This window comes from Streptomyces sp. 17_S59 (assembly GCF_056930295.1).
This window is the reverse complement of the sequence record NZ_JBXOWD010000001.1, coordinates 6,828,213-6,842,475: the sequence shown is the minus strand read 5'-3', so window position 1 is coordinate 6,842,475 and position 14,263 is coordinate 6,828,213. Positions and strand designations below refer to the sequence as shown.

Annotated in this window: 13 protein-coding genes and 1 pseudogene; 7 read left to right on the top strand and 7 right to left on the bottom strand. The window is 70.9% G+C overall.

Annotation, left to right across the window (positions count from 1 at the left end; translation table 11 throughout):
• Window positions 1–113 precede the first annotated feature (113 nt).
• Window positions 114–728: a TetR/AcrR family transcriptional regulator gene (locus tag AC1Z4A_RS30920; RefSeq protein ID WP_483683185.1), complete on the top strand. Its 615-nt coding sequence runs from the start codon at window positions 114–116 to the stop codon at window positions 726–728.
• On the opposite strand, the gene AC1Z4A_RS30915 is transcribed toward AC1Z4A_RS30920, so the two are convergent.
• Entirely contained in the window at window positions 709–1,596 is an 888-nt protein-coding gene (locus tag AC1Z4A_RS30915; protein ID WP_483683184.1) for an RNA polymerase sigma-70 factor, read from the bottom strand. The two genes, AC1Z4A_RS30920 and AC1Z4A_RS30915, sit on opposite strands and share 20 nt — an antisense overlap.
• A gap of 248 nt (window positions 1,597–1,844) precedes the next feature.
• Between AC1Z4A_RS30915 and AC1Z4A_RS30910 the strand changes: the two genes are divergently transcribed.
• The gene (locus AC1Z4A_RS30910; RefSeq protein WP_483683183.1) at window positions 1,845–3,164 is read left to right on the top strand and encodes a DUF2254 domain-containing protein; all 1,320 of its coding nucleotides are present in this window, start codon (window positions 1,845–1,847) and stop codon (window positions 3,162–3,164) included.
• Window positions 3,165–3,238: 74 nt separating this feature from the next.
• On the opposite strand, the gene AC1Z4A_RS30905 is transcribed toward AC1Z4A_RS30910, so the two are convergent.
• Both AC1Z4A_RS30905 and AC1Z4A_RS30900 read right to left on the bottom strand, forming a co-directional pair.
• Window positions 3,239–4,960 (bottom strand): acyl-CoA dehydrogenase family protein, encoded by a 1,722-nt coding sequence (locus AC1Z4A_RS30905; protein WP_483683182.1) that lies wholly within the window; start codon window positions 4,958–4,960, stop codon window positions 3,239–3,241.
• 100 nt (window positions 4,961–5,060) lie between these two features.
• Window positions 5,061–5,654, bottom strand: a complete 594-nt coding sequence (locus AC1Z4A_RS30900; RefSeq protein ID WP_483683181.1) for a PadR family transcriptional regulator — start codon at window positions 5,652–5,654, stop codon at window positions 5,061–5,063.
• A gap of 214 nt (window positions 5,655–5,868) precedes the next feature.
• Between AC1Z4A_RS30900 and AC1Z4A_RS30895 the strand changes: the two genes are divergently transcribed.
• Entirely contained in the window at window positions 5,869–8,022 is a 2,154-nt protein-coding gene (locus tag AC1Z4A_RS30895) for a SpoIIE family protein phosphatase (protein WP_483683180.1), read from the top strand.
• Window positions 8,023–8,118: 96 nt separating this feature from the next.
• A pseudogene (locus tag AC1Z4A_RS30890) lies at window positions 8,119–8,433 on the top strand (DUF6624 domain-containing protein); the annotation flags it as partial.
• A 6-nt stretch (window positions 8,434–8,439) separates the two neighbouring features.
• Here the strand turns inward: AC1Z4A_RS30890 and AC1Z4A_RS30885 are convergent.
• On the bottom strand, window positions 8,440–9,039 hold the full coding sequence (locus AC1Z4A_RS30885; RefSeq protein WP_483683179.1) for a TetR/AcrR family transcriptional regulator: 600 nt from the start codon (window positions 9,037–9,039) through the stop codon (window positions 8,440–8,442).
• Between AC1Z4A_RS30885 and AC1Z4A_RS30880 the strand changes: the two genes are divergently transcribed.
• Window positions 8,953–10,389, top strand: a complete 1,437-nt coding sequence (locus tag AC1Z4A_RS30880) for a carboxylesterase/lipase family protein (protein ID WP_483683178.1) — start codon at window positions 8,953–8,955, stop codon at window positions 10,387–10,389. The two genes, AC1Z4A_RS30885 and AC1Z4A_RS30880, sit on opposite strands and share 87 nt — an antisense overlap.
• Here AC1Z4A_RS30880 and AC1Z4A_RS30875 read toward each other — a convergent pair.
• Together AC1Z4A_RS30875 and AC1Z4A_RS30870 are read right to left on the bottom strand one after the other, a co-directional pair.
• Window positions 10,382–11,047 (bottom strand): maltokinase N-terminal cap-like domain-containing protein, encoded by a 666-nt coding sequence (locus tag AC1Z4A_RS30875; RefSeq protein ID WP_483683177.1) that lies wholly within the window; start codon window positions 11,045–11,047, stop codon window positions 10,382–10,384. The genes AC1Z4A_RS30880 and AC1Z4A_RS30875 overlap by 8 nt on opposite strands.
• A 76-nt stretch (window positions 11,048–11,123) precedes the next feature.
• On the bottom strand, window positions 11,124–11,516 hold the full coding sequence (locus AC1Z4A_RS30870; protein WP_483683176.1) for a hypothetical protein: 393 nt from the start codon (window positions 11,514–11,516) through the stop codon (window positions 11,124–11,126).
• A 155-nt stretch (window positions 11,517–11,671) separates the two neighbouring features.
• Between AC1Z4A_RS30870 and AC1Z4A_RS30865 the strand changes: the two genes are divergently transcribed.
• Together AC1Z4A_RS30865 and AC1Z4A_RS30860 are read left to right on the top strand one after the other, a co-directional pair.
• Window positions 11,672–12,124 (top strand): hypothetical protein, encoded by a 453-nt coding sequence (locus AC1Z4A_RS30865; RefSeq protein ID WP_483683175.1) that lies wholly within the window; start codon window positions 11,672–11,674, stop codon window positions 12,122–12,124.
• Between the two features lie 106 nt (window positions 12,125–12,230).
• Window positions 12,231–13,160 carry a hypothetical protein gene (locus tag AC1Z4A_RS30860; protein ID WP_483683174.1) on the top strand — a complete coding sequence of 310 codons (930 nt, stop codon included), beginning with the start codon at window positions 12,231–12,233 and terminating at the stop codon, window positions 13,158–13,160.
• 72 nt (window positions 13,161–13,232) lie between these two features.
• Here the strand turns inward: AC1Z4A_RS30860 and AC1Z4A_RS30855 are convergent, their stop codons facing one another.
• Window positions 13,233–14,255 carry a tyrosinase family protein gene (locus AC1Z4A_RS30855; protein ID WP_483683173.1) on the bottom strand — a complete coding sequence of 341 codons (1,023 nt, stop codon included), beginning with the start codon at window positions 14,253–14,255 and terminating at the stop codon, window positions 13,233–13,235.
• Between the last annotated feature and the right edge of the window lie 8 nt (window positions 14,256–14,263).

Sequence of the window (14,263 nt, the reverse complement as noted above, 5' to 3'; positions counted from 1 at the left end):
TCCGGGTGTCGGGTCTTTGTGGTACGACCGTACCACGATGTTGGTACGGTCGTACCATCAAAGGGTCCGGTGGGAACTCGTACCGCCGGAAGCACGGAGCGGAGGAGGGGCCGATGCCCAAGCGCGTGGATCACGCAGAGCGGCGCACCGAGATCGCCGAGGCACTCGTCCGGGTCGCGGGGCGGCGCGGGCTGCACGCCGTGGGGATGCGCGATGTGGCGGCGGAGGCGGGCGTGTCACTGCGGCTGGTGCAGTACTACTTCGAGACGAAGGAGAAGCTGCTGTTCTACGGGCTGGAGCACCTGGCCGGGAGGTTCGGTGAGCGCGTCACCGCCCTGGTCCGGGCCGCCGGGGACGACCCTCAGCCGCGTGCGGTGATCGAGGCCCTGCTGACGGCGGCGCTGCCGACCGACGAGGAGAGCCGTACCTTCCACCTTCTGTACACCTCGTACACCGTGCTGGCCGTCACCGATCAGGCGCTCGCCACCCAGCCGTTCATCAAGAACCCCGATGCCGCAGAGGGCGCGCTGACCGGGCTTCTGCGACAGGCACAGGAAGCGGGCCTCACCCACCCCGGTATGGACGCGCAGGTGGAGGCGGTCAGCCTGCTCGCCATGTCCGCGGGGCTCGGCACCAGCGTCCTCGCCGGTCAGCGCAGCCCGGAGTCCGCTGCCGCGATCCTGGACCACCACCTGGACCGGATCTTTGTCAGCGGTCCCCTCTCCTGACCAGCGGGCGCGGAACGGTGACCGCGCCCAGCTTGTCGGGGTTGCGCACCGCGTACATGTTCTGGATCAGGCCGTCGGCGATTTCGAACACGACTACGGAGTCGAGCCGGTCGCCCACGTGGAACAGCACTGCGGGCAAGGCGTTGTAGTTCGTGTACGCGAACCGGGCGCCTGGTCCGCTCGTCCTGGCGATCCCGGCGACGAACCGCGCGACCTGCTCGCGTCCTGCGACCGGGCGGCGGGCAGCGGTGACCCGGCCCCCGCCGTCGGAGATGTGGACGACACCCGGCGCCATCGTGCTCATCAGGGCCGCGACGTCGCCGGTGCCGGCCGCGAGCAGGAACCGGCCGACGACCTCCTCCGCCGTGCGCGGGTCGTGCTCGAAGCGCCGGCGCCGCGATCGCACGTGCTCACGCGCGCGGTGTGCGATCTGACGCACTGCGGGCTCGGTCCTGCCGACCAGGCCGGCGACCTCACGATGCGAGTAACCGAACACCTCGCGCAGCACGAACACCGCGCGCTCGTCCGGGCTCAGCGTCTCCAGGACCAGCATCATCGCCATCGACACCGACTCCGCGAGCACGGCGTCCTCGCTGACGTCCGGCGCGGTGCGGACCGGCTCGGGCAGCCAGGGCCCGACGTAGTCCTCGCGCCGCCGCCGGGTCGCGCGCAGATGGTTGAGCGCCTGCCGGGTGACCGTGCGCACCAGATAGGCGCGGGGATGCTCGACATGCTCCTGGCTCACACCGTGCCACCGGATGTAGCTGTCCTGCACCACGTCCTCGGCGTCGGCCGCGCTCCCGAGGATCTCGTAGGCAATCGTGAACAGCAGCGGCCGGCACTCGGCGAACACCTGCCCCTTGCTCAACTCCCACCCCACACGTCCGTCGCCTCTCTACATGAGCCTCATTCACCGTGTGGACACCGCACAACCGGAATCCGTGACGCCGTCGCCGGTGACGTGCCTCACCTTGCGAGCGGCGGAGCGCCCCGGTAGGGCCGCGCCGTGTAGGCCGTCCGGTCGAGGTGCGCGGGCGACCGGGCGGCACGGGGAATGGGGAATCTTGCCGACAAGAGCAGAAGCAGGAGCAGGAGCCAGCTGACGGGAGGTCATCCATGCGGCCGGTGCGGTGGGGCGCTCGAGCCGCGGCGCTCGGGGAGTATCTGCGCGGTGCCCTGTGGGTGCTGCCGGGGACGGCTTCGGCGCTGGCCCTGGTGGCGGGCAGCCTCCTCTCGCGCGTACGGATCCCGCCGGACTCGGCGCTGCACCCGCTGGCGTTCGCCGGTACCGCGGACGACGCCCGCCAGGCGCTGATCACGATCGCCTCGACCATCGTGACCGTGATCGCGCTGGTCCTCGGCCTGACGATCGTCACTCTGCAACTGGCCTCGACCCAGTTCTCCCCCCGGTTGCTGCGCAACTTCCTGCGCGACCGCCCCAACCAGGTGGTGCTCGCCACCTTCGTCGCCACGTTCGCCTACAGCACTGCCGGGCTCTACACCGTCCGCGCCACCGGCGGTGCGGACTTCCCGCGGTTCGCCGTCACCGGAGCGATCGCGCTGATCTTCCTCAGCCTCGGGATGCTCGTGTACTTCGTGCACCACATCGTGCACTCGATCAAGATCGACACGGTCATGACCTCGGTCGCGGAGACGGCCACCCGCACCGTGCGGGCCTACACCGCGGAGGGCCCCGGCGTCGACCGTACGGGACCCGTTCCGCCGCCGGACGCATTCGCGCTGCACGCCAGGCGCTCCGGTTACGTGCAGACCGTCCACCCCGACCTGCTGCTGGAGGCCGCGGCGGGGCAGGACGCCGTGGTGGCGATCGTCTCCCGGGTGGGCGACCACGCCGTGGCCGGGACGGCGCCGCTGGCCCTCGCCTGGTCCCGCGCGGGCGGCCCGCCGCGGGACGCCTCCGCGCTGGCCCGCGCCCTGCACCACGCCGTCCAGATCGGACCGGAGCGCACGCTCCAGCAGGACGCGATGTTCGGGCTGCGCCAACTCGTCGACATCGCGCTGCGGGCCCTGTCGCCCGCGGTCAACGACCCGTACACCGGCGTCCAGACGCTCGACCGGCTCTCGGTGCCCATCAGCATCCTGGGCGGGCGCCTTCTCGGCGACGACATCAGGACGGACCGGGAGGGCGTGGTCAGGGTGGCCGTCGCCGGTCCTGCCTTCGCCGATTACCTCGATCTCGCGTGCGGCCAGATCCGCCGCTACGGCGCGGGCGAGCCCGCCGTGTGCCTGGCACTGCTGCGCCTGCTGACCACGGCCGCCGCCTCCGTCACCGACCCGCGCCGACGGGCGGCGGTCATCGGCCAGGCCCGGCTGGTCCTGGCCGACGCCGAGTCCCGCATCGCCCGGCCCGCCGACCGGGCGGCAGTCCGCGAACTCGGCGCGCGGCTCGTTCCGGTCCACGACGGGAGTCCTTGACGAGCAGATCCGCACCGGCCGGGGGAAGCCGCGTGGCTTCCCCCGGCGTTCGTCACCACGCCTGCGGTGCGCGCCTACGGCGCCATCTCGTACGCACCCGACAGCGCCTCGACGCGCTCCCAGACGCGTGCCGAACGGGCCTCGTCGACGACCGGGCGGCGGACCGCGCCGAGGGCCCAGGTCTGCTGCTCCTCGGTGGCGGAGTCCTTGCCGTGCAGGGACACGGCCTCGGAGGAGAAGTCGCGGACGAGGACGGCGAACAGCTCGTCGAGCACGTCCTCCTCGGCCGCGGTCAGGGCGGCCTGCTCCAGGATCAGCTGGCCGTGCACGACCAGGGCGAAGAGCTGGCCGACGGCCAGGAGCAGGTCCAGGTCGCGGCTCTGCTCCTCGCCGGGCGCGGCCGTGGTGACGAACGTGCACAGGGCGTCCGCCTGCTCCCGGAAGCGGGCCACGTTCGGCAGGTGGGCGTACGCGTCGTAGGCGGCGCGCCAGTCGTGGAAGCGCACCGAGCCCAGGCCGCGGGCCGGTCCCTGCTGGAAGAGGAAGGTGTCGTCGGCAGCGTCGAGGCGCGTCGGCACGGCCGGGTAGTCGACGGGGGCCAGCAGGTGGTTGCGCATGAACTTCAGGATGAGCGCGAGGTTGACGTGGACCGTGCCCTCGAGCTTCGGCAGGCCGCGGATCTCGCTGGCGGCCTGGGCGAAGTAGGTGTCCTTCTCGAAGCCCTTGGCGGCGATCACGTCCCACATCAGGTCGATGACCTTCTCGCCCTCGGTCGTCACCTTCATCTTCGTCATGGGGTTGAAGAGCAGGTAGCGGCGGTCGTCGGGGCCGGCGGTGCGGAAGTAGTCGACGGCGCGGTCGCTGAAGAGCTTCATGCCGACGAGGCGGACGTAGGCGTCGGTCAGCTCGCGGCGCACGTGCGGGAAGGCGGTGACGGGGCGGCCGTAGAGGATGCGGTTGTGCGCGTGGGTGACGGCCTCGTACATCGCGTGCTCGCAGATGCCGATGGAGGCGGTGCACAGGTTGAACTTGCCGACGTTGACGGTGTTCAGCGCGGCGTCGAAGGCGGCCTTTCCGGTGTGGAGGACGTCGTCGGCGGCGACGGGGTAGTTCTCCAGGCGGAATTCGCTGACGTACTTCGAGGAGTCGACCACGTTCTTGACGAGGTGGTACGCCTCGTGGCGGCTGTCGGCGGCGAAGAAGACGTAGCCGTCGGGGCCCTCGACGTCGGTGCGGCGGCCGAAGACGGAGACGAGGCCGGCGGCGTTGCCGTTGCCGATGTAGTACTTGGACCCGGTGGCCCGGAAGCCGCCCGCGCCGTCGGGCTCGAGCAGCATGTCGGTCGAGTAGATGTCGGCGCCGTGGGTCTTCTCCGACAGGCCGAAGGCGAACACCTCGCCCTGGTCGAGCAGCTCGGCGGCGCGGGTGCGGGCGGCGGCGTTGTCGCTCTGCCAGACCGGGCCTAGGCCGAGGATGGTGACCTGCCACGCGTACCAGTAGTCGAGCCCGTAGAAGCCGAATATCTCGTTGAGGGCGGCGATGCGGGCGGTGTCCCAGCGCTTGTCCTCCGCACCGGCCGCAGCGGCGGCCGGGGTGAGGAACGTCGCGAACAGGCCCTCCTTGGTGGAGAATTCGAGGAAGTCCGCCAGCCAGGCGCGGGAGCGGTAGTCCTCGATGAGCTTGCGCTTGCCGCGGGTCTCGAACCAGTCGACGGTGGCGCGCAGGAGCCTGCGGGTCTCGGGGTCGAAGTGCGCCGGGTCGTAGGTGCGCGGGTTGAAGAGAAGCGGGTCGGCCATGACTGTCCGCCTTTCCGGCTCGGAGTCGGGATCGGGGTCGGGGGGTGAACGGTTCGGTGACGCTGTCGGTGGGGTGGCCCGGGAGGCCCTGGGCCCGGGGTCAGGAGTCGGGGCGCTCGTCGGTCTGCGTCCCGGCGGCCTGTGCCGTACGGATCCGGTGGAGGGTGGCGAGTACGTCGTCGAGCCAGGCGAGCGTCATCCGCTCGTACTCGATGCCGCCGCGCAGCACGACGTGCTGCAGTTCCTCCATGGCGGTCGGCTCGGCGGGGGCTTCCGGCCCGGTGAAGTCGCGCAGCTCCCCGGCGAGGTAGTGCGCCAGCCGTTCGGAGTGCACCTGGTGGTAGCGCTCGACCTGGCGCATCAGGGCGGACGGGTCGTCGAAGGCGGCACCGCGGATCTTCACGGCGAGGTCGTGCCGGACCTTCTCGGGTTCGATCGGCTCGTGCAGCCACTCGGAGAGGGCGGCCCGCCCGGCAGGGGCGACCGAGTAGTGCTTCTTGTCCGGCTTGCCCTGCTGCGGCACCTCGCGGACCTCGATCCAGTCGTCGCTCTCCATCCGCTTGAGAACGCGGTAGATCTGCTGGTGGGTGGCGGTCCAGAAGTAGCCGATGGACCGGTCGAAACGCCGGGCCAGCTCATAGCCGGAGCCCGGCTTCTCCAGCAGAGAGACGAGGATCGCGTGCTCGAGCGCCATACGCCGGATCCTCTATGCAACTCGTTTCATAGGCAAGTGGCCCCGCCCCGGTGAGACACGGCTCACGTGGCCTGCCGAGGACCTCCGCTTCCAGGAGGAGTTGGGGCATGAGAATCTCTCGCGGGCTGGGGACACTGACGGCGGGCGCGGTACGGCCCGGCCGGATGGCGGGCTCCGATGTGCTGCCACTCCCCAGCAGGCATATTGTTCAGGTATGTCCGGTCGCGGTGAGCAGCCGGACGCGGCCGGTCTTCTGGATGAGGCCCTGGTCAGGGCCGTACACCGCACAGGCGCGTCGGGCGGCAGCGTCTATCTGCTGGACCAGGAGGAGCAGGCGCTGGTCAAGGCGGTGATGTGCGGTGCGCCGGCCGAGGTCACCGAGCCGTGGTGGCGGCTGGCGGTCAGCCGGCAGAGCCCGGCGCCGGAGGCGGTGCGCGAGGACCGCCTGGTGTGGGTGGGCTCCCAGGAGGACATGGTGCGCATGTACCCGCGTGGTGCGGCCACCTTTCCCCACCGGACGGCCCTCGCCTATGCCCCGCTCAGGGGCGCCGCCCGCTGCTGGGGGGCACTCGGGCTGTCGTGGCACGCCAACCGGTCACCGCAGCTCACCCGGCGTGAGCGCGGACAGATCCTCTTCAGCGCCCGGCGCGTCGGACGCGTCCTGGACGAAGTCGGCCACCTCATCGAGATCCCGGACCGGCCGCGCCTGGTCCCCGTGCACCTCGCCGCCGCGGAGCCGGTGCAGCCCGCGCTCGCGGCAGCCGACCTGGTCGAGCGGCTTCCGGATGGCGCCCTGGCCCTGGACCTCCTGGGGCACGTCACCTTCGTCAGCAATACGGCCGTCGATCTGCTGGGCCGTACGCACGAGCAGCTGCTGGGCAGGGTGCTGTGGGAGGCGGTGCCGTGGCTGGGCGGCCCCGTCTGCACGGAGACCTACCGCGCCGCGTGGTTCAGCCGTGAGCCGGTGACCCTCACCGTGGCGCGGCCGCCGGACCGGTGGCTGGACCTCCGCCTCTACCCGGACGCCAGCGGCATCAGCATTCTCATCTCCCCCAGCCGTGCCGCCACTGCTCAGCACGACCAGGCCGCTGCTGCGCAGGCGCCCGGGCCGGCGCCGCCGGAATCCGCGGCCGCAGCGGGGCGGATCCACCAGCTGGTCCACCTGGCGGCCGCGCTGACCGAGACCGTGAGCGTGCAGGACGTCGTCGACCTGATCGGCGACCTCGTCCTGCCCACCTTCGGCGCCGACGGCCTGATCGTGACCACTGCGGAAGCGGGCCGACTGATAGCCATCGGCTGCCGCGGCTACGAACCGGACGTGATCGCGCGCCTCGAGGGCCTGCCGATGGACGCCGACACCACCCCCGTCGGGCACGCCCTGGCCACGGGCGCCCCCTCCTTCTTCGCCAGCCCCGCCGAGCTGGCCCGCGGCTACCCGGACACTCCGCAGCTCAGCGACAAGCAGGCCTGGGCATTCCTGCCCCTGATCACCTCGGGCCACCCCATCGGCTGCTGCATCCTCGCCTACAGCCGGCCCCACGCCTTCACCGTGGACGAACGCGCCACCCTCACCCCGCTGGCGAGCCTCATCGCCCAGGCTCTGGACCGGGCCCGGCTCTACGACGCCAAGCACAACCTCGCCCACGCCCTCCAGCAGCGCCTCCTCCCCCACGCCCTGCCGACCGTGGCCGGCCTGAACGTTGCCGCCCGCTACCTTCCGACCAGCCACGGCATCGACATCGGCGGCGACTTCTACGACCTCATCCGCCTCACCGACACCACCGCGGCTGCCGTGATCGGCGATGTGCAGGGCCACGACGTGACCGCCGCCGCCCTCATGGGACAGGTCCGCACGGCCATCCACTCCCACGCGACCGCCGGTGCGAGCCCCGACAAGGTCCTCGCACAGACCAACCGCGATCTCGCCGACCTCGACCCCGGCCGCTTCATCACCTGCCTCTACGCCCACCTCGACCTCACCGATCGGCAGGTCTGGCAGGTCACCCTGGCCAGCGCCGGGCATCCGCCCCCGCTCCTGTACAGCCCGGGCGACCGGAGCGGCGACCAAGTGCGCGTGGTGGACGTCGACCCCGGGCCGCCGCTGGGGATCGGCGTCGCTCTCCCGTACGCCCTCACCACGCTGTCCCTGCGGGCCGGAGCCGTCCTCGCCCTCTACACCGACGGCCTCGTGGAGACCCCCGGCGCCGACATCGACCGGACCACCGCGGACCTCGCGCAGACGCTGGCGCGATCCAGCGACCTCCCCCTGCACCACATCATCGACGCCCTCGTCCAGCACGCCTGCCCCACCGGCCAGCACGCCGACGACATCGCACTGCTGCTCCTGCAGCATCCGTCGGCTCTTTGAGGGTAGATCCAGTATCCCAGCGCACGAAGGCTCCTGTCACCATCTCTCAGAATGATCTTTATGCGCGGTTTGCGCTTTTAGGGTTGCCAGTGACCAGAGGAGGCCGCACGCGCGGCATGGCTGATCGCGCAGCACGCCGACCGGCAGCTCGATGTCCAGCGGCGTGCGCTCGGGCTGATGGAGGCGGCGGTGGCCGCGGGTTCGGCCGGGCCTCGCGAGCTGGCCTTCCTGCGTGACCGCACGCTGGTCAACGAGGGCCGCAAACAGGTCTACGGCACACAGATCGCCGGGCTGCGGAACGGTTCGCCGCTTCCGTGGCCCTGTGAAGAGCCCGAGCGCATGGACGAGCTGCGTGCGGAAGCCGGCATCGAGCCCTTCGACGAGTACGTCGCCAAATTCTCGGCGGCCTGACGCACCTCAGTAGCCGGTGAACAGCCTGTCCAGGTAGTGGTCGATGGCGGTGAGCGCTTCCTGGGGACCGACCACGTCCAGCTCGAGGAGGGTGGTGAAGCCGGTGAGGGCGAGGAGCAGGTTGGTCTCGGCCACCGGGTCGCGGTCGGGACGTATGTACCCGTCGGCGATCGCCTGGCGGACCAACTGCTCCACGAGGGCTCGTCCTTGGACGAGCCCTCCGCGCGCTCGCGCGTGGATGTTCTCGTCGTGCAACGCCTCCAGGACGTAGGCGGCGCTCATCCGGCTGGTCGCGCGGGCGTCGGCGTGCAGAGGGAGCAGCTCCACGAGCATCACCCGGAGTACGTCGCGGGGGTGCGGGACCTCACCCAGCTCCTGGAGGCCCCGGCCGACGCGCAGCGAGGTCTGCTCGGACGCGAAGTCCATGGCGAAGGAGAGCATCGCCTCCCGGGAGGCGAAGTAGTGCTGCAGCTGCCCGTGGGACATCCCCGCCTCGCGCGCGACCTCACGCATCGTCAGGTGTCCGACGCCGCGCTGCTCCACCACCCGCCACAGCGCTCGCGCGATCACTTCGCGGCGCTCGCGGTGATCCACTTGTTTCGGCATCGTCGGCTCTCCACAGGTCTTTTCAATACGGTTGACATAATACACCTGACCGATAACGCAGCTGCCGGGAGTTCGCCGACGGGCGCCGACTGGCTGACGCTCAACGTCTGCACTCCGGATCCGGGGGCGGCAGGGCTGCCGGTGCTCGTCTGGATTCCCGGAGGCGCCTATGCGGCGGCGGATTCGAGCGACCCGATGTACGACCCGACGGCGCTGGCCGGGGCGGGGCTGGCCGTGGTGAGCGTCAACTACCGGGTGGGCGCCGAGGGTTTCGTGCTTCTCGAAGGCGCACCGCCCAACCGCGGGTTCCTCGACCAGATCGCGGCGCTGCACTGGGTGCAGCGGAACATCGCCGCTTTCGGCGGGGATCCCGACCAGGTCACGGTGGCCGGGCAGTCCGCCGGGGCCGGGTCGATCGCCGCCTTGCTGACGATGAAGCCGGCGCGCGGGCTGTTCCGACGGGCCATCACCCACTCGGTGCCGGGCTGGCACTGCACGCGCGCCCTGGCGGAACAGGTCGCCGCCGCGCTCGCGGACGGGCTCGGCGCGGCGCCCACCGCCGCAGCCCTGTCCGACGTCGACCCCCGGCGCCTGGCCGATGAACTCGCCTCCCTAGGCGCCGACCTTCCGGGGCACCGCGAGAGGTGGGGGCGGTTCTCCCAGGCCGGTATCGCCGCATGCCCCGTCGTCGACGGCGAAGTCCTCTCCGAAACGCCCTGGCCCGCACTGGCCGACGGCCGCGCGAGCGGAATCGAGCTGCTCGTCGGCCATACGCGCGACGAGTTCCGGCTGTTCAGCGTCATGACCGGACGGCTGGGCACGTTCACCGACCAGGACGCCCGTACCGCGCTGGACCTGTTCGCCCCTGCGCCGGACGGCGCGGACGCCTACCGTGCCGCCCGTCCGCAGGCCGCCCCGGAGGAGCTGTTCGAGTCGGTGTACTCCGATGCGCTCTTCCGGATGCCTTCACTGCTGCTGGCCGAGGCGAACGCCGCAGCCGGCGGCACGTCGTTCCTGTTCGAACTCCGGCTGGCTTCCCCGGCCCTGGGAGGGGTCCTGGGCGCCTGCCACAGCCTCGACGTCCCCCTGGCGTTCGGCACGCTGGACAGCCCGACCGGCAGGCAGTTCTTCGGCGACCGGCCCACGCCCGCGGCCGTCGCGGTGTCGCGGGAACTCCAGCATGCCTGGGTCCGCTTCGCCACCACCGGCGACGCGGGATGGTCCGCCTACCGCCCCGAACACCGGCTCACCCGCGTCCTGGACGCCGAATCGAAGACCGTGCCCTACCCCGAACATGCCTCCCGCCGGATCTGGGAGGGCCACGCTCCGGCACCCTTCGATCTCATATAGCACAGGCCCCCTGTGCAGCGTGCAGGACGGCGAACAGTCCGCGGGCGCGGGTGCCGCCCGACTGCCGCCACCAGCCCGTGACCTGGCCGGTTGCACCCTGCCCGAGGGCGTCGGGGCCGGGGCGCAGAATGCGGTTCAGGCGGAGGGTCGCGGTGTGCGAGGCGGCAGTGAGTTCGGTGGCCTCGTGGTCGTCCGTGGCGAGGGAGAAGTCCGCCGGAACCGGGCCGTCCCCGGTGAAGGAGGAGGCAATCTCGGGGTCGGGGGTGTCGCTGGCGTTCTGGTCCTGCGCCTGGGCGCGGCCCTCGATCAGGGCGAGCAGCTCGGTGACGAACACCGGGTCGTGGCAGCCGTCGTAGGCCCAGCGCTTGCCCAGTTCCCCGTGGTCCATCGTCCCGACGAGAGCGTCCTCCGCGCCCTCCAGCGGGGCACCGCGGTAGGTGAGCGGCACCAGATAGGTGATCGGCTCCGCGCCCGCCGTGTCGGTCATCACCATGATCTCGATGCCGACCTCGCCCTCCGGGTCGTCCAGCCGGAAACCGCCCGCCCTTTCCAACTGCGGCCCGCCGGTGCCGGGGCGGTACCACGGGCGGCTGGGCAGCCAGGCGGCGACCAGTTCGTCCTTGGAGGGCGTGAGGGTGGTGTTCTGGATGACGGCCATGCCGTGGCTTCTCTTTCGTTGAGCAATATATGACCCCTCATCCTGTCCCGTCGAACGGACCTGCGCCAGGCTTGGATCAGCGGGGCAGACCGACCGGGCCGTGCAGCCCGCCGGACACGTCGTGCGCCACCCCGTCCAGGGCGTCGGCCCGCCTCCGCAGCTCCGCAGCCATGTCGTCCCAGTGCGGACCGTGCAGGTAGAGGCTGTCCGCTGCTTCCCGCATCACCACGGGATCGTCCGGCCGCTGGAGGAGAACCAGCCGGTATGCCAGATTGCGCACCCACACGGGGAGGTGACCCTCGATCAGCTGAGGGGACAGTTCCCGCAGCATCGTCAGGATCGAATCCGCGTCCGCGAAGGTCAGCTCCTCGACGAAATGGTGCTCCCGGTGGTCACTGTCGCAGTCACGCGTGAGCCGGTTCTCACCACCGTAGAGACAAAGGGCATGTTCCGACAGGCTCCTGTGCATACGCCGGAGCCTACGGTGCCTCAGCCGCCGGACAGAACCGAGGGTGATCTTGCCGCGAGTTCATGGAGTGAGTACCGGGCGGGGGTATCGTCTGACAGAGTTTTCTTCCGGCCGGACTCGGAACCGGTCGTCACGCAATGAGGAACGGGACGGCAGTGAACAGTGCACAGTCGCGCAGGCGGGCCACTGCCCGGCTGATGGCGGTGTGCGCCGTGCTGCTCGGGCTGTTTCTCATGCACGGCGCACCGGCCAGTGCGGCCGGCGGCTGCCACGAGCCGGTTCCGGCGCCCGCCCCCGTGCACGACGAGCATGCAGGTCACCACGCCGGTCACGCTGCCGCCGCGATGGCTCCGGCGGCCGCCGCCCCGGGCTCGGCCCACGTCGGCCCGCAGGCCCTGACCTCTGAGCACGGAGCCCAGTGCGTGGCGACCCCCACGCGGGACCGGATCCTGCTGCCGACCGTGTGGCTCCTGGCCACTGCGGCCCTGGCGGGCTTGTCCGGCTGGACCATGGCCGGGCGGCGGGTGGCCGCCGGAGAGACGGGGCGGCGCGGGCCGCCGGGCAGCGGGCGCGCGCTGCTGTTGCGGGTGTGTGTCGCACGGACGTGACAGGGCCCTGCCCGAGCCCGCGTACGTACATATGCACGGGCTTCGGGCCATGTGCCCCGATCAGCCGCGCGCCGCTGTGGCGCGCACACCCCGAAGGTTTTCTGTCATGTCGCACACCTCTCGTTTCACCCTGCGCCGTCGTGGCCTCGCGGCGGCCGGTACGGCGGCCGTTCTCGCACTGGCGCTGGCCGCGTGCGGTTCGTCGAAGGACTCTTCCGATTCGTCCATGCCGGGCATGGACCACAGCTCGAAGCCGTCCGCGTCCGCCTCGTCCCACTCGATGGACTCGATGCCGGGGATGGACCACGGCTCCATGGCCGACGGCGACGGCCTGGCCGACGCCAAGGACGGCTACAAGCTGACCTCGGAGGTCGGCGAGCTGCCTGCAGGCAAGGCCGGGGCCTACACGTTCCGGATCACGGGCCCTGACGGCAAGCCGGTCACGGGCTTCGCCGTGGACCAGACGAAGCAGATGCACTTCTATGCGATCCGCTCGGACCTGACCGGCTTCCAGCACCTGCACCCCACGATGGCCGGCGACGGCACCTGGACCGCCGACCTGGCGGCTCTGGCGCCGGGCTCGTGGCGGATGTACGCGTCCTTCACCCCCGACAGCGGGCCGGGCAAGGGTGAGGATTTCGTCCTCAGCCGCACCGTGAGCGTTCCCGGCGATGCCGAGCAGAACCAGCTGCCGGAGGCCGCCACGACCGCCGAGGTGGACGGCTACACGGTTGCGGTCAAGGGCGAGGTGATGGCCGGGATGGCCCACCCCATGACGGTGAGCATCAGCAAGGACGGCAAGCCCGTCACCGATCTCCAGCCGTACCTGGACACCTACGCGCACCTGACCGCCTTCCACGAGGGCGACCAGGCGTTTGCGCATCTGCACCCGGAGACCAAGGTCAACGGTGACCACGGCGGGCCGGACCTGTCGTTCCACGCCATGCTGCCCAAGCCCGGCAACTGGCGGATGTTCCTCCAGTTCCAGACCGGCGGAAAGCTTCACACTGCCGCACTGACCCTGCGCGTCAACTGACGCACGGCCGGGGCGGCACCGCACGTGCCGCCCCGGCCGGGTCGGTGGGGCGTCGCGACCGCTGGATCGCGACTACTGGTAGGAGTAGCCGAGGACCGTGATGTCCTGGACGTCCGTCGTGGTGACCCCGCCGTCGGCAGGCGACCACCAGGGATCCAGCCCTGCGTCCGCTCCGGTCACGTTCGGCATGCCGCTGTGGGTGAGCTGCCATTTGTCCCAGATCCGGTCCACGTTCGCATGGATCAACCAGAAGATCGGGTCCTGGGACGCGGTGGGCACGTTCGAGACGGTTCCACCGCACCAGTCGTGCACGTTGTTGTGGGCGACGATCTCCAGGCCGTTCGGCCTGACGGTGCCGGCCGTCACGGTGCCGAAGGTGAAGGACGTGAAGGTGGGGCGGATGAGAAGCCCGTTGATCGTCGTCTGTGTGGGCAGGTGGCTGCCGCTCTGGCCCGGGGTCGGCCGGACGACGCCGGGGGGCTGCCACACCCAGTCCGGTCTGGCGTGGTCGTTCGCGTAGTCCCAGTAGGGGATCGTCACCTCGGGCTGGTAGGCACGCAGGAGGTTCTCGCACTGCACCACGTACTCGCGGTGCCACGGCAGAAAGCGCTGTGTTCCTGCCGGGCCCATGTTCCGCATGGTGTGCATGCGGTGGCTCATGTCGGCGTGCACGGCGGCGAGCCGCTGGTACTCGTTGTCCGCGTGGGCCTCGCGCAGCGCCTGGTTGAACAGTTCCTTCTCGGTGTCGCTGAACTGGCGGTGCTCTTTTCGTACGCGCTGCGAGGCCCGGATGAGCCGACTGACCGAAGCACGGATCTCCTCCATCAGCCCGGGCGGAATCCCCGGACGCGTGGCGAGGGCCGGGACGGGGCCGCCGCCGGAGGGACGGACCGCGTCGGCTGTCGGCGGCCGTGTTGCCGGAGCCCACTCCGTGGGGAAGCCGTCGGCCGCGGCAGCGGCACCCGACAGCATGCGCCCCAGTCGCAGGCCGATCTCCTCGTGATCCAGCAATTCGCCCGGCTGCCATTCCGCGGCAATGAGATGCGCTTCCTCGGGGGTGGCGAAACGGTCCGCTGCCACGCGTTCGGGGCACATGCCTGCTG